The 25,911-nt window shown below is 68.0% G+C and carries 19 protein-coding genes; 10 read left to right on the forward strand and 9 right to left on the reverse strand.

Features of this window, described 5'->3' with window-relative positions:
* Nucleotides 1–5 precede the first annotated feature (5 nt).
* A complete protein-coding gene (locus H074_RS32035; protein ID WP_007034238.1) occupies nt 6–557 on the forward strand; it encodes a snapalysin family zinc-dependent metalloprotease in 552 nt (183 codons plus the stop codon).
* Here the strand turns inward: H074_RS32035 and H074_RS42390 are convergent.
* Nucleotides 442–723, reverse strand: a complete 282-nt coding sequence (locus tag H074_RS42390; RefSeq protein WP_007034239.1) for a ferredoxin — start codon at nt 721–723, stop codon at nt 442–444. The genes H074_RS32035 and H074_RS42390 overlap by 116 nt on opposite strands.
* Before the next feature lie 5 nt (nt 724–728).
* Entirely contained in the window at nt 729–1,931 is a 1,203-nt protein-coding gene (locus tag H074_RS32040; RefSeq protein WP_007034240.1) for a cytochrome P450, read from the reverse strand.
* A 184-nt stretch (nt 1,932–2,115) separates the two neighbouring features.
* On the opposite strand from H074_RS32040, the gene H074_RS32045 reads away from it, so the two are divergent.
* Nucleotides 2,116–3,036: a GbsR/MarR family transcriptional regulator gene (locus H074_RS32045; protein ID WP_007034241.1), complete on the forward strand. Its 921-nt coding sequence runs from the start codon at nt 2,116–2,118 to the stop codon at nt 3,034–3,036.
* A 78-nt stretch (nt 3,037–3,114) separates the two neighbouring features.
* Here H074_RS32045 and H074_RS32050 read toward each other — a convergent pair whose 3' ends face one another.
* From H074_RS32050 to H074_RS32065, 4 genes are all read right to left on the reverse strand, one after another.
* Nucleotides 3,115–4,311: an HNH endonuclease signature motif containing protein gene (locus H074_RS32050; protein WP_007034242.1), complete on the reverse strand. Its 1,197-nt coding sequence runs from the start codon at nt 4,309–4,311 to the stop codon at nt 3,115–3,117.
* A 408-nt stretch (nt 4,312–4,719) separates the two neighbouring features.
* Complete coding sequence (locus H074_RS32055) at nt 4,720–9,603, reverse strand: DNA repair ATPase (protein WP_007034243.1); 4,884 nt, start codon at nt 9,601–9,603, stop codon at nt 4,720–4,722.
* On the reverse strand, nt 9,600–11,546 hold the full coding sequence (locus H074_RS32060; protein WP_235096924.1) for a flotillin family protein: 1,947 nt from the start codon (nt 11,544–11,546) through the stop codon (nt 9,600–9,602). Before H074_RS32060 ends, H074_RS32055 begins: the two co-directional genes overlap by 4 nt.
* 80 nt (nt 11,547–11,626) lie before the next feature.
* Nucleotides 11,627–12,220, reverse strand: coding sequence for a hypothetical protein (locus H074_RS32065; protein WP_007034245.1), 594 nt, complete (start codon nt 12,218–12,220; stop codon nt 11,627–11,629).
* Nucleotides 12,221–12,514: 294 nt separating this feature from the next.
* Here H074_RS32065 and H074_RS32070 point away from each other — a divergent pair, with 294 nt between their 5' ends.
* From H074_RS32070 to H074_RS32105, 8 genes are all read left to right on the forward strand, one after another.
* A complete protein-coding gene (locus H074_RS32070; RefSeq protein ID WP_007034246.1) occupies nt 12,515–12,952 on the forward strand; it encodes a hypothetical protein in 438 nt (145 codons plus the stop codon).
* A gap of 23 nt (nt 12,953–12,975) precedes the next feature.
* On the forward strand, nt 12,976–15,075 hold the full coding sequence (locus H074_RS32075) for a heterodisulfide reductase-related iron-sulfur binding cluster (RefSeq protein WP_007034247.1): 2,100 nt from the start codon (nt 12,976–12,978) through the stop codon (nt 15,073–15,075).
* A gap of 79 nt (nt 15,076–15,154) precedes the next feature.
* Complete coding sequence (locus tag H074_RS32080) at nt 15,155–16,084, forward strand: metal ABC transporter substrate-binding protein (RefSeq protein WP_007034248.1); 930 nt, start codon at nt 15,155–15,157, stop codon at nt 16,082–16,084.
* Nucleotides 16,081–16,824, forward strand: a complete 744-nt coding sequence (locus tag H074_RS32085; RefSeq protein WP_200865835.1) for an ATP-binding cassette domain-containing protein — start codon at nt 16,081–16,083, stop codon at nt 16,822–16,824. The genes H074_RS32080 and H074_RS32085 overlap by 4 nt, the downstream gene beginning before the upstream one ends.
* The gene (locus H074_RS32090; protein ID WP_007034250.1) at nt 16,821–17,690 is read left to right on the forward strand and encodes a metal ABC transporter permease; all 870 of its coding nucleotides are present in this window, start codon (nt 16,821–16,823) and stop codon (nt 17,688–17,690) included. Before H074_RS32085 ends, H074_RS32090 begins: the two co-directional genes overlap by 4 nt.
* Nucleotides 17,691–17,762: 72 nt before the next feature.
* Entirely contained in the window at nt 17,763–18,578 is an 816-nt protein-coding gene (locus H074_RS32095; protein WP_007034251.1) for an ABC transporter ATP-binding protein, read from the forward strand.
* Between the two features lie 16 nt (nt 18,579–18,594).
* Complete coding sequence (locus H074_RS32100; protein WP_007034252.1) at nt 18,595–19,572, forward strand: ABC transporter substrate-binding protein; 978 nt, start codon at nt 18,595–18,597, stop codon at nt 19,570–19,572.
* The gene (locus H074_RS32105; protein WP_235096925.1) at nt 19,572–21,650 is read left to right on the forward strand and encodes an iron ABC transporter permease; all 2,079 of its coding nucleotides are present in this window, start codon (nt 19,572–19,574) and stop codon (nt 21,648–21,650) included. The genes H074_RS32100 and H074_RS32105 overlap by 1 nt, the downstream gene beginning before the upstream one ends.
* A 107-nt stretch (nt 21,651–21,757) precedes the next feature.
* On the opposite strand, the gene htpG is transcribed toward H074_RS32105, so the two are convergent.
* From htpG to H074_RS32120, 3 genes are read right to left on the reverse strand one after another with little or no spacing between them, the layout of a single operon-like run.
* Nucleotides 21,758–23,623: a molecular chaperone HtpG gene (htpG, locus tag H074_RS32110; RefSeq protein ID WP_007034254.1), complete on the reverse strand. Its 1,866-nt coding sequence runs from the start codon at nt 23,621–23,623 to the stop codon at nt 21,758–21,760.
* Nucleotides 23,624–23,652: 29 nt separating this feature from the next.
* Nucleotides 23,653–25,239, reverse strand: coding sequence for an alkaline phosphatase D family protein (locus H074_RS32115; protein ID WP_039923768.1), 1,587 nt, complete (start codon nt 25,237–25,239; stop codon nt 23,653–23,655).
* A gap of 50 nt (nt 25,240–25,289) precedes the next feature.
* On the reverse strand, nt 25,290–25,907 hold the full coding sequence (locus tag H074_RS32120; RefSeq protein ID WP_007034256.1) for a hypothetical protein: 618 nt from the start codon (nt 25,905–25,907) through the stop codon (nt 25,290–25,292).
* Nucleotides 25,908–25,911: the final 4 nt, after the last annotated feature.

A 25,911-nucleotide genomic window follows, 5' to 3' on the forward strand; every position in this document is an offset into this window, starting at 1 on the left:
TCAACGTGCTTCGACGTACCTTCGCCGCGGTGCTCACCGGCGCCGCGCTCTCCATCTCGGTGCTCTCGGCACCCTCCGCAGGTGCCGCCGAGATCATGGCGACCACCCTGACCTACGACGACAGCCAGGCCGCGGAGTTCAAGGACGCGGTGGCCGCCGGCGTCAACGTCTGGAACACCAACGTCACCAACGTCCGCCTCGTGAAGGCGACGCCGGGGCAGCGGGTCAACATCCGGATCGTCGCCGACGACGGCTGGCCGCGCGCCACCCTCGGCCCGGTCCGCCCGAGTGGCACGGTCACCGTCTGGTACGGCAGGCAGGCCGTTCAGCAGGGCTACAACAAGACCCGGATCGCCTCGCACGAACTGGGCCACAGCCTCGGCCTGCCCGACGTCAAGCCCGGGCCGTGCTCGTCGCTGATGTCCGGCTCGACCGGCGGCGTCAGCTGCGCCAACGTGAACCCCAACGCACAGGAGAAGGCCAGGGTCCAGCAACTCTACGCCGGGACCGCCGTGCAGAGCGCCGACGCGGGCAAGGTCCTCGCGGAAATCGGCTGATCCCGAGCCAGGGGGCGCCTCGCCCGGCACCCCCTGGCCGGTCAATCGTTCGCCGGTCCAGCAACCGCACCCGGCCGTCTTCTTCGTCCTGTCCGAACACCTCTGGCGCGGTCAGCACGCACATTCCGGCGCCCACACAGCGTTCCCGGTCCACTTCGAGCCTCATCGCGATCAGTCCCAGGCCACCGGGAGCGCGTACACCCCGTAGATGTCGGAGTCCGTCCGCAGCGGGACCTCGTCGGCCGGTACGGCCAAGCGCAGCGCCGGGAACCTGGCGAGCAACCCGGTGAAGGCGACCTTCATCTGGACCCGCGCGAGCTGCTGGCCGAGGCACTGGTGGACCCCGTGCCCGAAAGAGGCGTGCCCGGCGGTGTTCCGGCGGAGATCGAGCCGGTCCGGTTCCGGGAACTTCAGCGGATCGCGGTTGGCCGCCATCGCCGAAAGGGCGATCACCTCACCCGCCTTGACGAGCTGTCCGCCGATCTCCACGTCCTCGAGCGCGGTGCGGACGCCCGTGTGCGCGATGGACAGGTAGCGCAGGAGTTCCTCGATCGCACCGTCGATGCTCTCCGGGTCCTCGCGCAGGACGGCGAGCTGATCCGGGTTTCGCAGCAACGCGAAAGTACCCAGTGCCAGCATGTTGGCCGTGGTGTCCAGACCGGCCCCCAGCAAGAGGAACGCGATGCCGGTGAGTTCTTCGTCGGTGAGTTCCGTCGTGACCAGTTCGCCGAGGATGTCGTCGGTCGGCTCGTCCCGTTTCGCCACGATGAGTTCGTAGAGATACTCCCCCAGTGCGTTGATGGCGGCTTCCTGTTCGGCCATCGGCGCGTCCGGCCTGTTCAACGGCGCGACGTTGCGGCGGAAGAACTCGTGGTCGTCATAGGGAACACCGAGCAGCTCGCAGATCATCAACGCCGGAATGGGCTGCGCGAAGGCCGTCACCAGATCCGCGGCCGATCCTTGCCGCTCCATCGCGTCGAGATGCTCGGCGGTCACCTGCTCGACCCGCTCGGTGAGCATTCGCATCCGGCGGACGGTGAACTTTCCGGTGAGCATCCTGCGATAGCGGCCGTGCTCGGGATCGTCCATTTTGATGAACATCCCGGGCGACGCGGGCGGCATCTCCGCCATCGCGGCCGCCCCCGGCAGCGGCGTGTGCATCAGCTCCTGCCGGGCGCTGAAACGGGGATCCGCGAGGATCTCCCGGACGATCGCGTGCCCGGTCGCGAGCCAGCCTTCGTGCCCGTCGGGGAACGTCAGCCGGACGAGCGGATGCTCGTCGCGCAGCGAACCGAGTTCGGCGGGCGGATCGAAGGGGCATCCCTTCGGCCGCTCAAGGGGCAGTTCCGCGAGATGAGGTACCGACGTGGTCACAGCTGTTCCTCCCAGATCTTCAGCTATACCCAAAGGCTACGTTGCATTTACGGTTCCCTCAAAGTTGCAAGCTGGTGTTTCGACTGTAATGGCTGGTAGATTTCCGTAAATTGTTGCAACGATCTTGCCGGTGAATGCAACGACTCGTTGCAATGATCTGCGAGTGAACGCACAGGAGGTGCCTATGCCGGGCGGCAGACTGACCCAGGAGGATCGCCGGCTGATCGCGACCTGGCTCAAGGACGGCCTCGGTTACGCCGAGATCGCCCGGCGGCTCGGGCGCCCGACGTCGACGATCAGCCGCGAGGTCGCGCGCAACAGCGGTCATTCCGGCTACCGCGCCGAAGAGGCGAACCGCGTGACCGGAGAACGCGCGCGGCGCCGCAAACCACGGCCGCGCACTGTCCCCGTCATCGAGAACGGCTACGGACGGGACCCGGAAGCCGTGCGCGCCTTCGAAACCGGGTTCGCCGAGATGATCGTGGCGACCGGACTGCCCCGGATGACGGCGCGGGTGCTCGCGTGCCTGTCCGTCAGCGACGAGGGCGTCCTCACCGCGGCCGAACTCGCCCAGCGGCTCCAGGTCAGCCCGGCCTCGATCTCGAACGCCGTCGCCTATCTCGAGGCACAGGCGATGCTCAAGCGGGAACGGGACGGGCGGCGGGAACAGTACGTCATCGACGAGGAAATGCCGCAGCGCGTGTGGGACGAAAGCGTCCGGTCGAACCAGGAATGGGTCAAGGTCGCCCGCCAGGGCGCCGAAGTCCTAGGCACCTCCACACCCGCGGGCGCCCGCATGGACGACCTCTCCCGATTCCACGCGCGTATCAACGAAATCATGCTGGACGACCGCGTCGCGGTGTACGCCGGCGACGCGCTGACGGCACTCGCCGCGCTCCTGCACGCCGGGCGCGCGCTGTCCGTTTCGGCTCTCGCGACCGCGCTGGAGTGGCCCTCCGAACGGGTCTCGGCCGCCTTGCGGGTGGCGGAGGCTCATCCGCACATCGCCGGCCCGGTGAAAGTGGTTGCCGGCGGCGGGGAGTATCGGGCGGTTCCGTTGGTGGAGCGGCTCACGGCCAGGCAGCTGGCGGCTTTGGGGTCGTGAGCGGATGGGCCTGTCGGCGGTTCGGGTACGGCACGGACGGGTACCAAACGTGCCGTCGCCGTTTTCCGGCAACAGGGTTCAGAACGGTGGGGGCTCGTCGGCGAGAGGCGCCTGTGGGCGGGGTTCGTGAAGCGGCGGGGGCGCGCTGTCGTAGGTCTGGCCGGTGGGGGTGGTGATGGTGAGGGTGCCGTTGGGGGCGAGGCGGTAGGTCCAGCCGGGTTCGTCTTTGAGGCGGTGGTCCCGTCGGCAGAGGTCGACGAGGTCGTCGACGTTGGTGACACCGCCGAACTGCCACGGCACCGCATGGTCGATATCGCAGGCCTGTGCGGGGCGGTGGCAGCCGGGTCTTCGGCATTCCCGGTCGCGGACGCGGACGAACTCACCGAGACCCGCTGTCAGCCGGTATCGGTCCCGGCCGAGATCCAGGACTTGGCCGGAGAGCGGGTCGGTGATGATGCGGCGCAGGACGGTGTTGGGGCCGGTGGCGATGTGGCGGGCCAGTGCGGCGGGGAGGGTGCCGTGTCCGGCCATCTCCGCCGGGTCGTTGTTGAGGCCGAGATAGGTGAACAGGTCCATGTAGAGGAACACCTCGCTGCGTTCACTCGGGCCACCCTGACCGCCGAGCAGGAGATCGAGCGCGACGTCCGCGCGCAGCTGATCCAGAGTACGGGGTTCCTCCCCGGTCTTGAGTGCTCGCGCCGCACGGTCGATCCGCTGGTAGGCGGCGGTCACTTTCTCGGTGGGGCCGTCTTCGACCTCGATCGACGCGACCCCGGTCTCGCCCTGGCGCAGGGTGAGGCGGCGGCCTTCACGATGGTGTTCGGCACGCCGGTCCGCGCCGTCGGGATCGATGGTGTTCGCCGCGTGGTTGGCGGCTTTCCGGACCTGGTCGGGATTTTTGTCCGTGAGCCGGTCTTCCAGCAGCGCGTCGACAGCACGGGCGTTCTCGTCCGACAGCCAGGCGGTGGCCGTGGCGACTTTCATCGCGCTGAAACCAGCCAGCTTTCCTTGGTCCATCAGGTTCAGCGTGCGGGGCAGGCGGGTGGTCAACGCGTCGGCGGCGGCGACCATCGCACCCGCATGATTGTCCACAAGGGACAATGCGAAGGCGACTTCCTGCGTGACGCTCCGCACGCCCTCGCGATGTCGGTTCAGCTGGGCCAGTGCCCGGAACCGAACCGCTTCGAGCCGCGCGATCCCGGCCGACGCCGCTTGCGCGAGGGCGACGGAATCCTTGTCGTCCAACAGATCGACGGCGACATTGACCGACTCCAAGGCAGCAGGGTCGGTGAGTCTTTCCAGTAGCGCCACAGGCGCGGAATGTGTGTCCACCCCACGAACATACGACCCACCACCGACAATTCCCGGCCCCAGAGACGACCTGAAGCGTTGCCGATTTTCGGCAACGAGGACGAGCGACGGCTTTCCGCAGCGTCCGTTCGTCCATCGCCGACTATCGGTAACGGGCCTCCGGTGAACCATCCGAGGGTTAGGCCCACCTCACGGAGAAGACGAGACGTCACCCATTCCCGGTAACGAGAACGAACAAACGACCCTTCCGCAGCAACCGCCCAGCCACCGCGAAAGCCTGACCTCACGGACGGGGTGCACCATCGCCGATTTCCGGCAACGAGAACTCGGCGTCCCGTTGCCACCTTCCGGCAACGGGACGCCGAGAAAGCCCTACATCACATCCCGGACGACCAGCCGCTCCGAAGCCCGCTCAATCGCCGCCTCGACCGCGCCGACCCGGTCCGCCAGCAACCCCATCGCGCCCACCGCGCGGCTCATCGGGTCCTCGTCGTCCCCGCCCAGCGCCTGCGCCCGCAGGTATGCCGCCTTCACGTCCGCCCATCGCCGCGCCTGCTCGTCGCTCAGCCGTCCGCGCAGTTCGGCCAGTTTGAGCAGGTTGGCCTCGGCGCCTGAGGTCAGCGTCTGCGCTTCGCCGGCGTAGTGGTCGTCGATCAGCGCTTCCAGTTCGGCGTCGTTCATCGCGGGCACGATCCGTCCGGCGAGCTTGTTCATGTTCCGGTACGAACCCTGCAGCTGGAACGGCGGTTCGACCCGGGACGCGTCCGCCTGCGCCGCCGAAGCGATGTACGCCTGGTTGTTCGTCAGGACGATCCGCTGCACCTTGATCAGTTTCCGCAGCACGGCGAGGATCTGCTCCAGTTCGGTCGCCGAGTACGCGTGCTTCAGCTGATCCGCCCGCGCCGAACCATCGCCGCGGGCCAGCCGCACGAGAACGTCCACATCGGACCGGTCCCGGGATACCAGTGGGGCCAGCACGGTGTTCGAGGTGAGCGAGTTCTCGATGTAGCTGAGTGCGAACAGGTCTTCCTTGCCCGAGAGCACATCGCCGAGGTTCCACACGTCCGCGCGATTGGCGAGCATGTCCGGGATCCGGAACCGCTTGCCCTGCTCGGTGTACGGGTTACCGGCCATGCAGACCGCGAACCGCTTGCCCCGCAGGTCGTAGGTCCGTGTCCGGCCCTCCCACACGCCTTCCATCCGCCGCTGCGCGTCACACAGCGAGATGAACTTCTGCAGCAACTCCGGCGAGGTGTGCTGGATGTCGTCCAGATACAACAGCACGTTGTTGCCCTGCTCCAGCGCGAACGAGATCTTCTCGACCTCCTGCCGCGCCGTCGCGTTGGGCGCGTCCGCCGGATCCACCGACGTTACCTCGTGCCCGAGCGCCGGCCCGTTCACCTTGACGAACACCAGCCCGAGACGGCTCGCGACGTACTCCATGAGCGTCGTCTTGCCGTATCCGGGCGGTGAAATGAGCAGCAGCAGACCGGACTGGTCGGTGCGCCGCGCGTCGCCTGTCGCGCCGAGTTGCTTGGCGAGGTTGTCGCCGATCAGCGGCAGGTAGACCTCGTCGAGCAGCCTGTTGCGCACGAAGGCGCTCATCACCTTCGGCTTGTACTCCGTCAGCCGCAGCCTGTCCCGCTCGGCCGCCACCAGTTCGTTGCGCAACCGTTGGTAGGCACGGAAACCCGGGACCCGGTCGCGCCGGAACCGACGCGTCCTGGCCAGCGTCTCGTCGAGCCGCAGGGTCAGGGAGCGGTTGACGATCCGCGGATGCGCACCGAGCAGACCGTCCACTGTGGCCGAAAGCTCCGCCGACGAATCGTAGCGGGGCAGATCGGCCAGTTCGATCGCGACGGCCTCCGTCAGTTCGTCGTCAGGCAACCGAGAAGAGTCCACAAAGGACCTGAGCCAGGCCTCGGCGAGCTGGTACCGGTCGGCGAGGTCTTCGAGGGCACGCAGGTCTTCGGCGAAGCTCCGGCGGTCGAGCCGGAACTTGTCGAGCAGCCTCCGCGCGCCACCGCTGGTGACGAACCCCGGCGACGCGTCGGCCAGTTCCTCGAACAGGTACTCACCGGCGAGTTCGAGGTCCAGCGCCAGGCCGGACGACGTGGCGAACGCGGCCATCGCCTCGGTGAGTTCCCGTGCCAGCGCGTCGATCGCCGTGGTGTGGCCGAACGCCTCCCGCACCCGCGCGAGCGACGCGGCGCGCGTCGTCCACGCGGACTTCGCCGCCTCTTCGGCACCGAAAGCCCAGAACAGCTGGGCGGCGGCCCTCGCGGCGGGCGGATACCGCAGCAGCCCGGCGGCGGACCGCAGGCGCAGCAAGGCCGACAGGATCGCGGCGGCGTCGTGATCGTGCACGCCGCGCGCGTAACCCTCGTCGTAGCGATCCCCCGCGACGCGCCGGACGACCTCCAGCAGATCGGCCTCCTGCAGCTCCGGCTGTTCGGCCAGGATCGACGTCGCCAGGTACTCGGCGCGATAGACCTCGGGCGACTCCGAGACCAGCAGCTGATCCCAGTACGGCCGCGTCTCCTCGAACGCCTCGTCCCGCACGGGCGAGCGGTAGTCGGTCCCGGTGATCGCGAACTTCATCCCGCCGTCGTGCGGCACCAACGTGAGGTCGATGTCCTGGGTGTTGACCGCGAAGGTGTTGCGGCCCAGGCGGATCGTCTCCCCGCCCTCGCCGTAGAGGTCCAGCCTGTCGCGCAGTGCGCGGCCGGCTTCCTGGCGAGCGGCCTTGACCCGGCCTTCGAGTTCTTCGGCGCGCACCTGGTCGCCGAGGTCGCGCAGTTCGGCGACGACGCTGCGCAGCTTCGCGACCATCGGGTCGGACGCGAAATAGGTGTTGATCTCGTCGACCGAACCGAGTGTGCCGACCCGCCTGCTCACGCTCGTGAGGATCCGCTCGGCCGAATCGACCAGCCGGTCCGCGCGGCGTGCGCGCTCGTCGAGCAGCGCCTGCTTGCGCGAGGAGAACGCCTCGTAGACGTCGGTGCGCTTCTCGCCGAGCGACACCAGGAAGTCGTCGAATTCCCCGAACCGCGATTCGAGATTTTCCAGCTGCAGCAGCAATCTGCCGAGCTGCTCGTCACAACGGTCCGGGGTGTCCGCGACCGCGAGGCCGCCGGTGATCGCCTGTGCGAGCAGCGCGAACTCGGCGGCGAACTCCGCCCGGCCCTCGGTCTCCAGCAGTTCCTTGCGGCGCGCTTCGAGGGTGGCCCTCGCCCGGTTGACCGCGCCGATGACCTCGCCGACGCGTTCGAGGATCTTCGTCCGCACCACGGCGTCCGCGATCTCCAGCCCGCCGACGACGTCGGTGAGGACTTCCAGGCCGCCGGACTGCTCGTCCAGTTGCTCGGCGACCGGAGCCGCTTCGGCGACGGTGGAGATAGCGCCCGCGGCTTCGATCAGCCCGTCGACCTCGGCGTGGTAACTCGTGAACGCGTCCTCACCCTGCAGGAACCGGACGGCCCGCTGCGCGGCTTCGCTGAAATTTCCGTCGAGATCGGCGATCAACTCGTCGACACGGCCGGTGTCGACATAGCGCAGTTCTCGCACGGTGACGAGATGCCCACGCGCGCGGTGCATTTCGGCGAGCCTGCGCACCCACGCGTCGGCCGCGTTCAGCGCCTCGCCACGCACCTTCCGCACGAGAGAGGCGGTTTCCGCGGCCGCTTCTTCGACGGCTTCGGCCGCCTGCGCGGTGAGCGAAGTGACCGTCTCGAACTCGTCGAGCACCTGCTCCGCGGTGACCCGGACGTCCGACAGCGGCGACCGCAGATCGCCGAGTTCGGCCTCGCCGAGCCAGTGGTAGTGATCGAAAACCCTGGCGCACGCGGCGATCAACGCCTCGAACACGGCCGCCGACGGCGCCATCTCCTCGACCATCCGGCCGATCGAGAGACAGTCGGAGATCCCGCGGACCAGATCGGCGTTGCCGACCCGCTCCAGCGGCCCCGTCCCGGCCGGCTGCGACGCGGCATACGTGTCCGATTGGAACGGCGTCCGCCACACCTGCATCGGGTGCACGCGGCTCGGCTCGTCGGACAGCGCGCGGAACAGCACCATCGTGCCGTCGTCGAACAGCGAATACCCGTGACACGGGATCGGGTTCGAGACCTCTTTGCGGATCACGTTGTACGGCAGGAGCAGCGAACGTCCCTCGGCCCGCGCGTGGAAGACGTAGAGCACGTCCTCCCCGTTGGGCGAGCGGATCACCCGCTCGAATTCGAGCTCGTCGACAGTGGTGTCGAAAGTCTTGCTGATGCCCGTGTCGAGGTAGTACCCGCCGGGGAAGATGATGCCGTGGTCCTCGGGCAGCCGCTGGCACGCCTGCCCGATGCCGTCGAGGCGCACCACGTCCCGGGTGCGGGTGTTGAACACCAGGTACCGGTGCTCGGTCTCCTTGTACGGCAGCATCAGCAGCAGGATGAGCGGGCCGATCCTGGCGTAGGACACCTCGGCGTCGGCCAGGCTCTGCAACGGCTCGTCGACCGGCTCGGAGTAGACGCCCTCGCCGGTTTCGGTGTTGTTCTCGACCTTGATCGTCAGGTTGCCGCCGACGGTCTCGACGAACACCTCGTCCTCGATCGAGATGTGCGGATGCCGCCCGAGCACGTGCTGCTCGCGGCTGGTCTCGATCCATTCGAAGTCGTGCGACGGCGGGAAGACGTGATCGCGCTCGCCCCGGCTGTCCACATAGGACACCGTGCCGTCGGCGGCGATGCCCCAGCGCAGCACGCGGATGTCCTCGGTCCGCGGGCCGATCTGGAACACCGCGAGCAGTTTGCCCTCGACCCGCCGCAGCTGCAGCAGCTTCGCCTGCCGGTAGTACCGGTACAGCTCGGCGAAATCGCGGACGAACTGCTCGTCACGCAGCAGCTGCGGCAGCTCTTCGGCGGGCACGTCGTCGAAGCGGAAGGCTTCGTCGTCATGGCTGAAGCCGTGCAACGAGAAGACATCGTCGACCGTCGTCTCGGGCTTGAGGCCGATGAAGACGTTGTAGCCGAACAACATCCGACCACCGACCGACACGACGTCCCGCGGCACGCAGTTGTTCGCGGTGCGGATCCGCTCCGTGCCGATCAGCGCGAGCTGCGCGCTGCCGAAGACACCGAGCCGCGCGGTGTTGAGCTCGTCCGCGCGTTTCGCCAGCTCGGCGGCCTGTGCGGCGAGCCGGGCGCGGAGCACCTCGTAGGTACCCGCGTCCAGCTGCTCCGTTCCTGCCGCCGGTTCGGTCGCCGTCACTGCTTCGCGGGGGCGAGGGCGGCGACGGACTTGTCGGCCAGGCCGAGCCGCTGCGCCATGGCCAGCAGCTCCTGCACCTTGCCGCTGTCCGGGCCGCCCGCCTGCAGCTGCTTGGCCAGGAAGGCCGACAGCGTCAGGTTCTTCACGTCCTCCGTGCTCACCGAGCCGACCAGTTTCGTCAGGTCGTCGGTGAAGCTGCCCGAACCGTCGAGCCACGGCTTCGCGAGGGTCTGGACGACGTCCGAGTGCTCGACGAATCCGTCCACGCTCTTGCCGAGCCCGATCGAGCCGATGACCTTCTCGAAGAACATCGTCTCGCCGCCGACGATGTCGATGTCGGCCTTCTCCAGCCCGATGCCGAGGACCGTGGCCTGCGCCTCGGCGACCTCGCGCTGCACGTTGAGCGCGGCGAGCCGGATCTCCTTCTCGGCCTCCAGGCGCAGGCGGTACTCCTCGTGCTCGCGGCTGGCGCTGTCGAGAGCGGCCATCGCGGCGGCCTTCTCGGTGAGACCTTCGGCCTCGCCCTTGAGCTTGTCGCGCATCGCGTCGGCGAGCACGATCGCCTTCTCGCGTTCGACGATCGCCTCGGCGCGACCGACCTTCTCCAGCGCGTCGGCGTCGCGTTCCTTGACCTGCGCCGCGGCCAGGCCGACAGCGGCCTCCTCGGCCTGGATGCCCTCGGCCAGGCGGATCTTCGCCCTGGTCTCCAGCTCGGCGGCCTGTTGGCGCGCCTCGGCCAGCGTCAGTTCCTCGCGGGCCTTGTGCTTGGCAGCGGCCTCGGCGGCTTCCGCGGCCTTGATGTCCTTGACGAGGTTCTCCTGCGCCTCCGCCTCGGCCCGGATGATGGTGGCCTCGCGCTGACGCTGCGCCTCTTCGACGACACGGAGCTTCTTGATGTTCTCTTCCTGCTCCGCCACGGTCTTCTCGACCGCGATCCGCTCGCGGATCACCTCGGCGATGGACCGCTTCTCGGTCTCGACCTCCTTGTCCTTGGCGATCCGCGACAGCTCGGTCTCGCGTTCGCGGCCGATGACCTCGAGCAGCCTGTCCTTCTCGATGCGCTCGGTCTCGATGGCGATCACGCGCTCGCGGTTCTTGCCGGCGACCTCGATCTCACGCTGCTGGTTCTGGTGCTGGATGCCGAGCTGCTCGTCCGTGCGCAGACCGGCGGCCTGCGACTTGAGCCGCTCCTCCGCCTGCACCTTGGCGATCTCGGCCTCTTCGCGCGCCCGCATGGTCTCGACCTCGCGGCGCTGCTTGATCTCGGCGTCGGCCTGCCGCCGCTCCAGTTCGAGGATCGCCTCCTTGGCGTCCACGTTCTGGCGGGTGATCTCTTTTTCCTCGCTGCGGCGGAACTCGTTGGTGCGCACGTGTTCGATCGCCGTCAGCTCGGTGATCTTGCGGATACCCTGCGCGTCGAGGATGTTCGCGGAGTCGAGCTGCGCCATCGGCGTCTGCTCGAGGTAGTCGATGGCCGCGTCCTCCAGGCTGTACCCGTTGAGGTCGGTGCCGATGACGCGGATGATCTGGTCGCGGAACTCGTGACGCTTGGTGTAGAGATCCACGAAGTCCAGCTGCTTGCCGACGGTTTTCAACGCTTCGGAGAACTTGGCGTTGAACAGCTCCTGCAGCGTCGCCTCGTGGCTCGCGCGTTCGGTGCCGATGGCCTGCGCGACCTTGATCACGTCCTCGACGGTCTTGTTGACCCGGACGAAGAACGAGATCCGGATGTCGGCGCGGATGTTGTCCCGGCAGATGAGGCCCTCACGGCCGGTCCGGGTGATCTCCATGGCCTTGACCGAGGTGTCCATGATCTCGGCCTTGTGCAGCACGGGCAGGACGATCGCGCCGGTGAACGTCACGTCGACGCGGCGGACCTTCGAGATGATCAGCGCCTTACCCTGCGGCACCTTCTTGAACAACCTGGTGATCGTGAAGAGCAAGACCAGGAGGATGACAACTACCACGGCGATCAGAACGCCGGCCCCCACGCTGATGGCACCCATAGTGTTCCTTTTCTGCTTCAGATGTCCAAAGACTCGACCCAGAAGAACTCGCGTTCGGAGTCGTAGTCATAGAGAACCACGCGGCTGCCCGCCGTCAGGTTGCCTTGACCCGCCTGACGAACGTCCACAATGGCCGTCGAGCCGTCGGCGGCGGCGACTTCGGCCTGGCCGAAGTCATGGGTGACCGAAGAGGTGCGGATGACCGCGGCACGGCCGACGAAGTCCTTCCTGCTCGGTTCCTTCGCGGGACCGAACACCCGGCGTAGTGGCACCACGATCACCCTCGTCCCGAGTGTGCCGAGGACGAGCGCGACGGCGAGCACGCCGGCCCCGAACCCGATCCTCGATGGTGTCGAAAGCTCAAGCTCATCGAGAAGAACCGTCCCTGCCAGGCTGGCGAACCAGGTGAATGCGATCAGCAAAGAGAACGAAATGGACAGTGGGACCCCGCCGAAGCCCGCCAGGAGCCCGTCGCCGCCGTCGAAATCGGCGGCGTCGTCGACGCCAACGGCACCGAGCAGTGCCAGCAGCCAGTAGCCGATCACCACGATCAGCAGGAAGCTGAAGAGCACGGCCGGAAACCCCAAAGCCGCGGTGACGAACCCGCCCATCCCGTCGTTCCCTCCCCCATTACCCCGGGTCAGGACTATAACCAGCGCGTGACGCCGGGCGGGCCGTTTTCGGCTACGACTGGGTCACGGTGCGCGGAAGCGTGCGGGGCGCCCGGCATCCCCGCAAGTAGGTGACCAATTGCGTGGGTGGCACGAAGAGCACGCGGGGAGGCCGAGCGTTACGCCGACCGGCCGCCCGGAAGCCATCCGGTTGGACCTGTCGCGCCACACGAGCGCGCCCTACTCTCCAGTATTGAGAGTGACACAGGACACACCACGGTCTTGGAGGCTCCCTTGGGTTGGCACGTTCGCGAGACGATCGACGGGGATCAGCGCGAACGGCGAATCCGCCACGTCACCCGATGCCTGAGTTGCACGCTCACCTGCGTCCATTGTGGACTCCCTACCGGATTCTCCCTTCCCGCGAACCATCCCGGCCTCGGCGTCGTCGAGCACCTTCCCGGCGTGACCAGCCCCGGCCTCCCCGATCTCGCCCTGCTGCACCGGTTCTGCCGGGACAACCTCGCCGCGGAGCCGGGCATCGCGCTCAGGCGCGCCTACCTCGGCCTGGCGACCGAACTCTTCGAAACGGGACGACGGATCCGCCGTCACCGCAGACTCGGCGTGCATCCGCCACGGCCGGGACATCTCGAGGCCTACCGAAAACGGTGGCGAGTGGCCAAAATGCGGTACGCCTGCAAGGCGTGCCGGTACTACACCGGCTCTCACTGAGCCGATTCTCCCCCGGAGGACTCGTGCTCGTTCGTCTCATCCTCGGCCTGCTCATCACGGTCGCCGGCCTCGCTTTCGCCGCCCGCCGCGCCGCCTGGCTGTACAAACTGATCCGGTCCGGCCAGCCGGACGAAAAGCGCTCCGACGTCATGGCCGTCCGCGCGAAAACGCATCTGGCCGAGGTCTTCGGGCAGCGCAAACTGCTGAAGTGGTCCGTCCCCGGGCTCGCGCATCTGTTCACGTTCTGGGGTTTCGTCATCCTCGGCTCGGTCTACGTCGAGGCATACGGCGCCCTGTTCGACCACGACTTCCACATCCCGCTCATCGGGCACTGGGCGGTCCTGGGTTTCCTGCAGGATTTCATCGCGGTCGCGGTGCTCGTCTCGCTCGCGGTCTTCGCGGTCATCCGGATCCGCCAGGCACCCGAAAGGAAGGAACGCGCGTCGCGCTTCTTCGGATCGCACACCGGCGGCGCCTGGCTGATCCTGTTCATGATCTTCAACGTGATCTGGACGATGTTCCTCTTCCGCGGCGCGTCGGCGGCGGTCGGCGTCTTCCCGTACGAGTCAGGGGCATGGGTTTCCCTTGGCGTGGGCGAACTCCTGCAGCCGCTGGGGCCCTCGGTCACCGAGCCGCTGGAGACCGTCGGACTGCTTCTGCACATCGGTGTGATGCTGGCGTTCCTGTCGATCGTGCTCTACTCCAAGCACCTCCACATCTTCCTGGCGCCGGTCAACGTCACCGCCAAACGGCTCCCGGACGCGCTCGGCCCGCTGCTGCCGATGGAATCCGGCGGCAAGCCGATCGACTTCGAGGATCCGGGCGAGGACGACACGTTCGGCCGCGGCAAGATCGAGGACTTCACCTGGAAGGGCATGCTCGATTTCGCCACCTGCACCGAATGCGGCCGCTGCCAGTCGCAGTGCCCGGCGTGGAACACCGGGAAACCGTTGTCCCCCAAGCTGTTGATCATGGATCTGCGCGATCATCTCTTCGAGAAGGCGCCGTACATCCTGGACGGCGAGGAGGCCCCCGAGGAGCGTCCACTCGTCGGCCCCAAGGATTCCGGCGGCGTGATCGATCCGGACGTGCTCTGGTCCTGCACCACGTGCGGCGCGTGCGTCGAGCAGTGCCCGGTCGACATCGAGCACGTCGACCACGTGGTGGACATGCGCCGCTACCAGGTGATGATCGAGTCGGCCTTCCCGAGCGAACTCGGGGTGCTGTTCAAGAACCTCGAAACCAAGGGGAATCCCTGGGGCCAGAACAACTCCGACCGCCTCGCCTGGACGAAGGATCTCGGCTTCGAGGTGCCGATCTTCGACGGCGAACTCGCCGAGGACGTCGAGTACGTCTATTGGGTCGGCTGCGCGGGCGCGTTCGACGACAACGCCCGTAAGACCGTCCGCGCCACCGCGGAACTCCTGCATCTCGCCGGGGTCAAGTACACGATCCTCGGCACGGACGAGTCCTGCACCGGCGACCCGGCGCGCCGCTCCGGCAACGAATTCCTCTTCCAGATGCTGGCGCAGCAGACAGTCGAGACGCTGAACGCGGTGTTCGAGGGCCGCGAACCGGGGACGCGCAAGATCGTCACCACCTGCCCGCACTGCCTGAACACGCTCGGCCGCGAGTACCCGCAACTGGACGGGCACTACGAGGTCCTGCACCACACGCAACTGCTGAACCGCCTCGTGCGCGCGGGCAAGCTGACGCCGGTCAAACCGGTCGACGCCGGCCCGGTGACCTACCACGACCCGTGTTACCTCGGCCGCCACAACAAGGTCTACGAACCGCCGCGCGAACTCGTCGGCGCGACCGGTGCCACGCTCAGTGAGATGCCGAGGCACGCGGACCGCTCGCTGTGCTGCGGCGCCGGTGGCGCGCGGATGTGGATGGAGGAACAGATCGGCAAGCGCATCAACCTCGAACGCGTCGACGAAGCACTCGGCACGGACGCCGAAACCATCGTCACCGGCTGCCCGTTCTGCCGCGTGATGCTGAACGACGGCCTCGTGCAGCGGCAGAGCGAACAGCGTGGCGAGAACGTCACCGTGCGCGACGTCTCCCAGCTACTGCTGGAGTCCGTGCGGGAACGAGACCGGACGGCCACGGAGATTTAAGCACCGGACGCGGGTTCACCCAGAGATTTAAGGCACACGGGAGTTGGAAGTTCGGCACACCGAACTCTAGACTCAGGGGATGGCGAATCTGCGCAAGACCGTGTGCGCGCTGGCGGCGTCGACGACACTCGTGCTGTCCGCGTGCGGCGGCGCGGGCGACGCGACGAGCGGCGGCACGGACGAGAAGCGGCCGGTCGTGCTGACGACGTTCACGGTCCTGGCGGACATCGCCTCGAATGTCGCGGGCGACAAGCTCCGGGTCGAGTCGATCACCAAACCCGGCGCCGAAATCCACGGCTACGAGCCCACTCCGGACGACATCAAGAAGGCCGCGAAGGCCGACCTGATCCTCGACAACGGACTGAACCTGGAGGCGTGGTTCGCCCGTTTCGTCAAGGAGAGCGACGCGCCGCACAAGGTGGTCAGCGAAGGCGTCCAGCCCATCGACATCGCCGAAGACTCCTACCAGGGCAAGCCGAACCCGCACGCGTGGATGTCCCCGAAGAATGTGGGTATCTACGTGGACAACATGGTGAAGGCGTTCAGCGAGCTCTCCTCCGGCGACGCCGCCGTGTTCAAGGCCAACGGCGACGCCTACAAGGCGAAACTGCAGGAGGTGCACGACGAGATGACGAACGCGCTGAGCGCCCTGCCGAAGAACGAGCGCGCGCTGGTCACCTGCGAAGGCGCCTTCTCCTACCTCGCACGCGACTCCGGCCTCACCGAGAAGTACATCTGGGCGGTCAACGCCGAACAACAGGCCACGCCCCAGCAGATCACCCGCGCGATCGAGTTCGTCAAGGAGAACAAGGTCCCCGCGGTGTTCTGCGAGTCGACCGTCTCCGACGCCCCGATGCGCCAGGTCGTCTCCGCGACCGGTGCCGCGTTCGGCGGCGTCCTCTTCGTCGACTCCCTGTCCGCGCCCGGAGGCCCGGTGCCGACCTACCTCGACCTCATCCGCCACGACTCCAAGACGATCGTGGCCGCGCTCACCGGGGCGAAGCCGTGATGCCCGCGATCCGTGTCGAAGGTGTCACCGTCCACTACGGCGACGTCCTCGCCCTCGACGGGGTCGACGTCACGCTCGACCACGGTCGTGTCTGCGGGCTGGTCGGGATGAACGGCTCCGGCAAGTCGACGCTGTTCAAAACGATCATGGGCATGGTCCGGCCGGACACCGGCACGGTGTCGATCGACGGCGGCACCCCCGCCCGCGCCCGCAAGACCGGCGTGATCGGCTACGTGCCGCAGAGCGAGGACGTCGACTGGTCGTTCCCGCTGTCCGTGCGGGACGTCGTGATGACCGGCCGCTACGGGCGTCTCGGCTTCACCAGGAGGCCGCGCCGCGCCGACCACGAGGCCGTCGACCACGCGCTGGAGCGGGTCGAACTGACCGAACTCGCCGGACGCCAGATCGGGCAACTGTCCGGAGGGCAGCGCAAACGCGCGTTCGTCGCGCGCGGCATCGCGCAAGGCGCCCGTGTCCTGCTGCTGGACGAGCCGTTCGCCGGCGTGGACAAGCGGTCCGAAGCCACGATCACCCGGCTGCTCAAGGAACTCGCGGCCGACGGCGCCGCGGTCCTGATCTCCACCCACGACCTGCACGCGCTGCCCGGCCTGGCCGACGAGGCGATCCTGCTGATGCGCAAGGTGCTCGCGCACGGCTCCCCCGGCGAGGTGCTCCGGCCCGAGAACCTCGCGCTGGCCTTCGGACTCGATGTCCTGCGACGGGAAGAAGAACCAGCGTGAGCCTCTACGACCTGCTCCTCGAACCGCTGAGCTACGACTTCATGGTGCGGGCGCTGGCGTCCACGGTCATCGCGTCGGCGGTCTGCGCGGTGCTCTCCTGCTGGCTGGTGCTGATCGGCTGGTCGCTGATGGGCGACGCGGTCTCGCACGCGGTGCTGCCCGGCGTCGTGCTCGCCTACGTCCTCGGCGCGCCCTTCGCGCTGGGCGCCGTCGTCTTCGGTTTCCTCGCCGTGGCGCTGATCGGTGTCGTCCGGGACACCAGCCGGGTCAAGGAGGACGCCGCGATCGGCATCGTGTTCACGACGTTGTTCGCGCTCGGTCTCGTGCTGATCTCGGTGACGCCGAGCCAGACCGACCTGAACCACATCATCTTCGGGAACCTGCTCGGCGTCGACACCTCGGACCTGGTCCAGATCGGTGTCCTCGGCGCGATCACGCTCACCCTGCTGGTGCTCAAACGCCGCGACTTCACCTTGTATGCCTTCGATCCCACACACGCGCACGCCATCGGGCTGAACCCGCGCGTGCTCGGCGCCGCGCTGCTCGGGCTGCTCGCGCTGACCGCGGTGGTGGCGCTGCAGGTGGTCGGCGTGATCCTGGTGGTGGCGATGCTCATCATCCCCGGCGCGACGGCGTACCTGCTGACCGACCGGTTCGGCCGCATGCTGGTGATCGCGCCGTCGTTCTCGGTGCTCGCGGCGGTGGCCGGGTTGTACCTGAGCTACCACCTCGACACCGCGTCCGGCGGGATGATCGTGCTGGTGCAGGGCGCCGGGTTCACGCTGGTGTACCTGTTCGGGCCGCGGCACGGGATCGTCGGGAAGCGGCTGGCCAAGCGGCGGCGAGAGACAGCTCGGGCGGCGTAACCGGACAATCACCCCGCGCTCTGTGTCTCTCGTGACATGGGTCGGATCCCGCCCTTAGGTTAGGCTCCCCTCATGTCTACGGAAGACGCGCTGCTCACCGGCCATGACCTGGTGCTCGCGCACCAAGAGCGGGCCGTGGTGGACGGTGTGTCCCTGTCGCTGCGCGCCGGCACGGTGACCGCGCTGGTCGGGCCGAACGGCTCCGGCAAGTCGACGCTCCTGCGATCGCTGGCGCGGCTGCACAAGCCCCGCGAAGGCAGCGTCCACCTGGGAGAGCGCACCGTCTGGGGCGGGAACGCGTTGTCCGGCAAGGAGTTCGCCCGCCAGGTCACGTTGCTGACCCAGCACCGGCCCACCCCGAGCGGGGTCTCCGTGCGCGACGTCGTCTCCTACGGCCGGTACCCGTACCGCTCGGGCTGGCGCGGGGTCGACATCGACGGCGCCGCCGCGATCCGCCGCGCGATGGAGCTGACCGGCGTGACGCCGATGGCCGAACGCGGTGTCGACGAACTCTCCGGCGGCGAGCTCCAGCGCGTCTGGCTCGCGTCCTGTCTCGCCCAGCAGACCTCCGTGCTGCTGCTCGACGAGCCCACCAACCATCTCGACCTGCGCTATCAGGTCGAGATCCTCGACGTCGTCCGCGATCTGGCCAACGAAGGCGTCGCGGTCGGCGTGGTGCTGCACGACCTCGACCACGCGGCGATCATCGCCGACGAGGTCGTGCTGCTGAGCGAGGGAACCATCGTGGCCACGGGTGACATCGGGCAGGTGCTCACCTCCGAGCACCTCTCCCAGGCCTACGGCGTCACCGTCCACGTCGCGAACGACCCGGTGACGGGCGCGATCCACTGCAGGCCACTCGGGCGCCATTCGCCCAGGCCCGCCTGAGAAACCAGGAAGAACCATGCGTTTGCTGACCCCTGCCGCCCTCGTCGCGGCGACGGCCCTGCTGCTGTCCGCCTGCGGCACCACCGAGAACACCGCGGCCGCGCCGAGCGACTCCGCGGTCGCGAGCGGACCGGTCACGGTGACCGACGCGCGCGGAAAGGCCGTCAACCTCAAGGCACCCGCCAAGCGGGTCGTCGCGCTCGAGTGGGGCGAGGCCGAGATGGTCGCTTCGCTCGGTGTCATGCCGGTCGGTGCCGCGGACGTCGCGGGCTACAACGTCTGGGACAAGGCCGCCCCGCTGACCGCCGAGGTCAAGGACGTCGGCAAGCGCAACGAACCCAGTGTCGACGCGATCGTCGGGCTGAACCCCGACGTCGTCATCATCGCCGACGAGCGCGACTCGACGCTGGTGCCGCAGATCGAGAAGTACGTGCCGGTCGTGGTCACCAAGTCCAGCGACGCGAGCCGCAACTTCGACCGCCTGCGCGAGGATTTCAAGCTGATCGCGAAGACGGTCGGCAAGGAGGCCGAGGCGGACAGGCAACTGTCCGAAATGGACGCCAAACTCGCCGAGGGCAAGAAGGCCGTCGAGGGCAAGGGCGCCGCGGGCACCCCGTTCCTGATGGCGGACGGCTACCTCGAGGGCAGCACCGTCAGCATCCGCCCGTTCGGCAAGGGATCCCTGGTCTCCGACACCGCCGAGGCCGTCGGCCTGAAGAACGCCTGGACCGGCAAGGTCGATCCGCAGTGGGGTCTCGGCCAGACCGACGTCGAGGGCCTGACCGCGCTCACCGACCCGAAGACCGTGCTGTTCTACAGCGCCTCCGAAGAGGACGTCTTCACCACCGGGCTCGCGCAGAACGCCGTCTACCAGCGGCTGCCGTTCGTGGTGTCGAAGAAGATCCACAAACTGGAGTCGGGCACGTGGACCTTCGGCGGCCCGAAGTCGGTCATCATGACCGCCGACCAGATCGTGAAGGCCATCACCGCCTGATGACCACCAAGGTCCGAGGTACTTCTCCCCGCCGAGGACTCGTCGAAACAGTGCGGCCGCCGCAGACGATCCGCACCGCGGTGGTATCGGCGGGACTGGTGGTGCTGATCGCCGTCCTCGCCGGCATCCACCTGACCCAGGGCACGTCGACGTCCGGTCCGCTGGACGTGGTGAAGGCGATCTTCGGCCAGGGCGACGCGCAGACCCTCGCGGTACTCGAGGGTTCGCGCGTCCCCCGGCTGCTCGCCGCGCTGCTGCTCGGGGTCGCGCTCGGTGTCGCGGGCGCGGGAATGCAGTCCGTGGCGCGGAACCCGCTCGCCTCACCCGACACGCTCGCGGTCAACGCGGGCGCGCATTTCGCCGTGGTGGCCATCTCCGCGTTCGGGCTTTCGCTGCCGCTGGTCCCGGTGGGCGGGGCGGCGTTCGTGGGCGGCCTCGCCGCGGCCGTGATCGTGCTGGGCCTGGCGGGCGGCGGTTCGGCGAGTCCGCGGCTGGTGCTGGTCGGCTCGGCGGTGCTGCTGGCGCTCCAGTCGGTGACCATCCTGCTGCTGCTCCTTTTCGAGCAGGAGACGTCCGGGCTGTTCGCCTGGGGCAGTGGTTCCCTGACCGTTTCCGATCTGCGCGCGACCGGCCAGATGACGCCGATCGTGGTGCTCGCCGTGGCGGCGCTCATCGCGATGGGCCGCAAACTCGACGTCCTCGCCCTCGGCGACGACAACGCGACCGTGCTCGGCCTGCGGGTCCGCCGGACACGGGTCACCGCGGTGGTGCTGACCGTCGCGCTGACCGCGGCGGCGGTGACCGTCGCCGGGCCGGTCGGGTTCGTCGGGCTGAGCGCGCCGGTGATCACGCGGCTGCTGCTGCCGATCGCCAAGCATCGCGCGCTGCTGCCGGTTTCCGGGCTGGTCGGCGTGGTGACGGTGCTCGGTGCCGACGTCGTCCTGCGGGCGATCATGGGTTCGGCCGCCGCCGTGCGGGTGCCGACGGGTGTGGTGACCACGATCGTCGGCGCCGTCGTGATGGTGTGGCTGGCGCGGCGCGGCCGGGGAAGCGGCTCGCGTCGTCCGGCTCCGGCCGGCCGGGTCGGGGTCGCCGGATCGACCCGGCGGCTCGTGGCCATTTCCGTCGTCTTGGTGGCGCTGCTCGCCGTCATCCCGGTAGTGGGCCTGATGCTGGGCGACCGCCTGGTGCTGCTCGGCGACCTCGCGAACTGGGTCACCGGCAACACCGGGACCGCGCTCACCTTCGTGCTGGACCAACGACTTCCGCGGGTGCTGGCCGCGTTGCTCGCCGGCGCCGCACTGGCGGTGTCCGGCTGCGGGATCCAGTCGGTCAGCCGCAACCCGCTCGCCGAACCCGGCTTGCTCGGCATCACCGCGGGCGCCGGGCTCGGCGCGATCACGCTGATCACCATCGTCCCCGCGGTCGGCGCCTGGGCGATCGCCGGTGCCGCCGGTCTCGGCGCGGCCGTGGTGTTCCTGCTGGTCTACGGGCTGGCGTGGCGGTCGGGACTGGATTCGGACCGGCTGGTGATCATCGGCATCGCGGTCTGGTCGGCCGGGATGGCGCTGATCACGCTGCTGATCGTGATCTCCGACCCGTGGAATTCGGCCAAGGCGCTGACCTGGCTTTCGGGATCGACCTACGGCCGCACACTGGAGCAGGTCGCGCCGGTGGCGCTGGCGCTCCTCGCGCTGACACCGTTGTTGTGGGTCAAGCACCGCGAACTGGATCTGCACGCCCTCGACGAGGACACCCCGCGTGTGCTCGGAATGCGGATCGAGCGGTCGCGGCTGGTGGTGCTGGGCGCTTCCGGGATCCTGGCGGCCACCGCGGTGTCCGCGATCGGCGTGGTCGCGTTCGTCGGGCTGGTCGCCCCGCATCTGGCGCGTTCGCTGGTCGGCGGACGCCACGGCCGGGTGATCCCGGTGGCCGCGGCGCTCGGGGCGCTGCTGGTGAGCGTCGCTGACACCCTCGGGCGGACGGTCATCGCACCGGCCCAGATCCCCGCCGGCCTGGTCATCGCGATGGTCGGGACGCCGTACTTCGTACTGGTGCTCTGGAAGACCCGGCCCTGAACACCGATCACGCGTGTCTGGACCCGGATCTCGCGTGATTGAACCCGGAACAGCGTGTTCCGGGTTCAATCACGCGAGTTCGGTCTTCAATCACGCGAGGTCGGTGTTCACAGGGTCTTCTGCAGGTGGGTGGCCAGCAGCTTCGTGAAGCGCGCCGGATCACCGAGTTCCCCGCCTTCGGCCAGCAGAGCCATGCCGTACAGCAGTTCCGCGGTCTCCGCGAGCCCCTCCGACTCACCCTTCTCGGCGAACGACGACCGCAGCCCGGACACCAGCGGGTGCCCCGGGTTGAGTTCCAGGATCCGCTTGATCTGCGGCAGTTCCTGGCCCATCGCGCGGTACATCTTCTCCAGCGTCGGGGTGACGTCGTTCGTGTCGCCGACGATGCAGGCGGGCGACGTCGTCAGCCGCGACGAGAGCCGGACCTCCTTGACCTGGTCCGCGAGCGTCGTCGTCAGCCAGGTCAGCAGCCCGGAGAACTCCTCCTTCTGCTCGTCGGTGGTGTCGGAGTCGAGTTCGACCTCGCCCTTCGCGACCGACTGGAACTGCTTCTCCTCGTAGCCGGAGACGGCGTCGACCCACATCTCGTCGATCGGGTCGGTGAGCACGAGGACCTCGTACCCCTTGGCCTGGAAGGCTTCCAGATGCGGGGAGTTCTCGATGCTCTGCCGCGACTCACCGGTCAGGTAGTAGATGTGCTCCTGGCCGTCCTTCATCCGCTCGACGTACTCGCGCAGCGACGTGAGCTTCTCCGGGTCGTTCGTCGAGGCGAACGAGCAGATGTCGAGGATCGCGGTGCGGTTCTCGTGGTCGTCCAGCAGGCCTTCCTTGACGGCGCGGCCGAACTCCTTCCAGAACGTCTCGTACTTGTAGCGGTTCTCGTCGGCCATCAAGGTCTTGACCGTCGAGAGGACCTTCTTGACCAGGCGACGGCGGATCAGCTGGATCTGCCGGTCCTGCTGCAGGATCTCGCGCGAGACATTGAGCGAGAGGTCCTGCGCGTCGACGACGCCCTTCACGAAACGCAGGTACTCCGGCATCAGCGCTTCGCAGTCGTCCATGATGAAGACGCGCTTCACGTACAGCTGGACGCCGCGTTTGCGCTCCCGCATGAACAGGTCGAGCGGCGCGTGCCCCGGCAGGAACAGCAGCGCCTGGTACTCGAAGGTGCCCTCGGCCTGGAGCCGGATCGTCTCCAGCGGGTCGTTCCAGTCGTGCGCGACGTGCTTGTAGAACTCGTTGTACTCGTCTTCGGTGACGTCACTGGAGGGGCGGGCCCACAGCGCCTTCATCGAGTTGACCGTGACGACCTCTTCGCCCTCGGTCATCCGGATCGGCCAGGTGATGAAGTCCGAGTACTTCTTGACGATCTGCTTGATCTTCGTGGCCGAGGTGTAGTCGAAGAGCTGGTCCTCGGCGTCCTCGGGCTTGAGGTGCAGGACGACCGACGTACCCTGGGGCAGGTCCGGAACCGTCTCGATGGTGTACGTGCCTTCGCCCTCGGACTCCCACCGGACGCCCTCGTCCGATCCGGCGCGGCGGGTCAGCAGCGTGACCTTGTCGGCCACCATGAAGCTGGCGTAGAAGCCGATGCCGAATTGGCCGATCAGATCCTGCGAGGCAGCGGAATCCTTGGTCTCTTTCAGTTTCTTCAGGAATTCGGCGGTGCCGGATTTCGCGATCGTGCCGATCAGCGCCACGACGTCGTCCCGGCTCATCCCGATTCCGTTGTCCCGCACGGTGAGGGTGCGGTTTTCGGGGTCGGTCGCGATCTCGATGTGGAGATCGTCGGTGTCCGCCTGGAGTTCCTTGTCGCGGAACGCTTCGAGGCGGAGTTTGTCCAGTGCGTCGGAGGCGTTGGACACCAGTTCCCGCAGGAAGGTGTCCTTGTTCGAGTAGATCGAGTGGATCATCAGCTGGAGCAGCTGACGTGCCTCCGACTGGAACTCGAGTGTTTCGGCAGAGGTGGTCACGCGCCGATATTACCGAGCGCGGAACGGGCTCAGGCCAGCCTCCGTCTGGCCACTTCGACCAGTCCCTCGCCGGTGGCCTGTTCGATCGTGGTGACGGCGGACCGGCCCTCGGCCTCAACCGTGGCGATGACGTTGCCGAAATGCGGTCCGGACACCTTGGACCAGGTCAGCGGATCGGGGGCGACGCCGCCCCGGCGGGCCCAGCGGCGCGCGATCGACGCCACCAAGGACGACCAGGTGGCCGCGAAGGCCAGCCGGAGCGGACGCGGCATGGCGTTGTGGACCGGGGAGCAGGTGAGCTGGAAGACCGTCGAAGTCACCGGTTCGGGATAGCGCGCCTCGGCGATGTAGGCGTGATGGACGTCGCCCGAGAGCACCGCGATGGTGGCGGGCGGTTCGTCCCGCCGTCCCTCGCGGGCGATCATCGCGGACAACCGCTCGAACGACGCCCGGAACGCCGCCCAGTGTTCGAGGTCCGCGGCCTGGCGGATCTTCTCCGCGAGCCTGCCGCGCCACCCGGGACGTTCGCAGGCGCGCTCGTTCAGCGACTGCAGGTGGGAGACGACCGGAGGCAGCAGCCACGGCAGCGACGAGGCGATCAGCAGGTGGTCGCACGGCGCGGCGGCGTTCTCCTCGATCCAGCCGAATTCGTCGTCGTCGACCATGGTCCGGGCGCCGCCGGCCAGGATCCGCCCCGCCCGGCTGTCGATGACCAGCAGCCGCACGCCGCCGAAGTCGCGGCGATAGCTCCATCGCGCGCCCTTGGTGCCGTCGCGTTCGTCGTCAGCCTCGTCGGCGTATGCGGTGAGCAGGCCGGCGTTGTCCCCGCCTGAGCCGATGGCCTTCTGGAAGGTGTCGTCATCGGCGAGTTCCGCGGGCCCGAGATTCCCGAGGTGCTGGTAGACCCAGTACGTCATGATCGCGCCGCGCAGCCGTTCCTTCCACCACGGCTGCGCGCGCATCCGCCGCTGCCAGGCGAGGGAGGTGTTCCAGTCGTCGCGGACGTCGTGGTCGTCGAAGATCATCGAGGTCGGCACGGTGGACAGCAGCCAGCGGATCGCCGGTTCGCCCCAGGCCTCGAAATACAGGTGGGTGTACTCCTCGAAGTCCATCACCTCGGTACCCGGCGGCTGTGAGGTGTCGCGGCGCCGGGACAGCCATTCCTTCGTCTCGTCGGTGGTCTCGTCGGCGTAGACCTGATCGCCCAGCATCAGCAGCGCCTGCGGCCACTCGGTTTCCTCGCCCGCCGCCATCCGGCGGGCATACGCGGCCAGCGCGTCCGGGCCGAAGGAGTCACCGTCGTGCGGTTTGCGGCACGAGCCGAACACGAGCCGGACCCGCGATTCCTCCTCGGGCAGTGTCCGGATCCGGCTCGGCGGGAACGCGGAATCGGCGAGGGGCCACACTTTTTCGCCGTCCACGCGCACTTCGTATTCGACGCACGAGCCGGGTTCGAGACCGGTCAGCACCAGCAGGGCGTAGTGGTGGCCCTTGATCTCGAACGTCTTCGTGGTCGTGCCGAGTACTTCGACCTCGCTCGCGGCGTCGGTCTCGACCCATACCGTCGCCGACGTCTCGTCGACATGCCGCAGCAACGGCCCCAGGCGCAGACTCATTCCTGAAACGGTGCCACAGCGGAGCCAAGATCGTGCGCTGAGCGGACGTCTCAGCCGAGCCGCGAGAAGATCTCCCGGACCTCGGCCAGCGCCTTCTCCCGTTCGGCGTCGTCTTCGTACCAGCCGTCGGCCGCCCGGTCCCCGACGATCGCCTCGGGCGTGAACTCCTCGCCGAACCGGTAGTCGCCGAGGCAGTAGGTGAACCCCGACTCGCTCAGCGGGTCCAGGCCTTCCTCCCGGCAGTGATCGAGGAAGCCTTCGGCCTGCCGCCACCGCTCTCCGTCGAACCAGAACACGCCGCCGGCGTAGAGGATCGTCGCTCCCGAGTCCGAATCCACGAGGTTCAGGGACTCGTAGTTCTCGGGCCGGTCGCGCACCAGGGCGACGAGGTCCTCGGGGACGCCGCCGTAAAGCGCCTCCTGCACCCGATAGTCGCCCTCGGCGTACAGGTTCAAGTCCGACTCGTGGTCGAAGGTCAGCAGCAGCGCGCGCCCGTCCGGCGTGAAATACCAGACCGCCGACTCTCCGCCGCCGTTGTTCCAGGCGTACCGCACCGCGCCGTCCACCTCGATCGGCTCGATCTCGGTGACCGCGTCGATCACCGCCGCACGCCGTCGCACTTCCGCGAGGGATGTCGCACCGAGTGCCGCCCAGATCTCTTCGCTCACCGGC

The sequence above is a fragment of the Amycolatopsis decaplanina DSM 44594 genome, from assembly GCF_000342005.1.
Classification (GTDB): Bacteria; Actinomycetota; Actinomycetes; order Mycobacteriales; family Pseudonocardiaceae; genus Amycolatopsis; species Amycolatopsis decaplanina.

What these genes read in the sequence shown, in the direction of transcription:
- H074_RS42390 (WP_007034239.1), bottom strand. Translation starts at nt 723, where the DNA reads ATGAGGCTCGAAGTGGACCGGGAACGCTGTGTGGGCGCCGGAATGTGC.
- H074_RS32045 (WP_007034241.1), top strand. Translation starts at nt 2,116, where the DNA reads ATGCCGGGCGGCAGACTGACCCAGGAGGATCGCCGGCTGATCGCGACC.
- H074_RS32065 (WP_007034245.1), bottom strand. Translation starts at nt 12,220, where the DNA reads ATGGGCGGGTTCGTCACCGCGGCTTTGGGGTTTCCGGCCGTGCTCTTC.
- H074_RS32080 (WP_007034248.1), top strand. Translation starts at nt 15,155, where the DNA reads ATGGCGAATCTGCGCAAGACCGTGTGCGCGCTGGCGGCGTCGACGACA.
- H074_RS32095 (WP_007034251.1), top strand. Translation starts at nt 17,763, where the DNA reads ATGTCTACGGAAGACGCGCTGCTCACCGGCCATGACCTGGTGCTCGCG.
- H074_RS32100 (WP_007034252.1), top strand. Translation starts at nt 18,595, where the DNA reads ATGCGTTTGCTGACCCCTGCCGCCCTCGTCGCGGCGACGGCCCTGCTG.
- H074_RS32105 (WP_235096925.1), top strand. Translation starts at nt 19,572, where the DNA reads ATGACCACCAAGGTCCGAGGTACTTCTCCCCGCCGAGGACTCGTCGAA.
- H074_RS32115 (WP_039923768.1), bottom strand. Translation starts at nt 25,239, where the DNA reads ATGAGTCTGCGCCTGGGGCCGTTGCTGCGGCATGTCGACGAGACGTCG.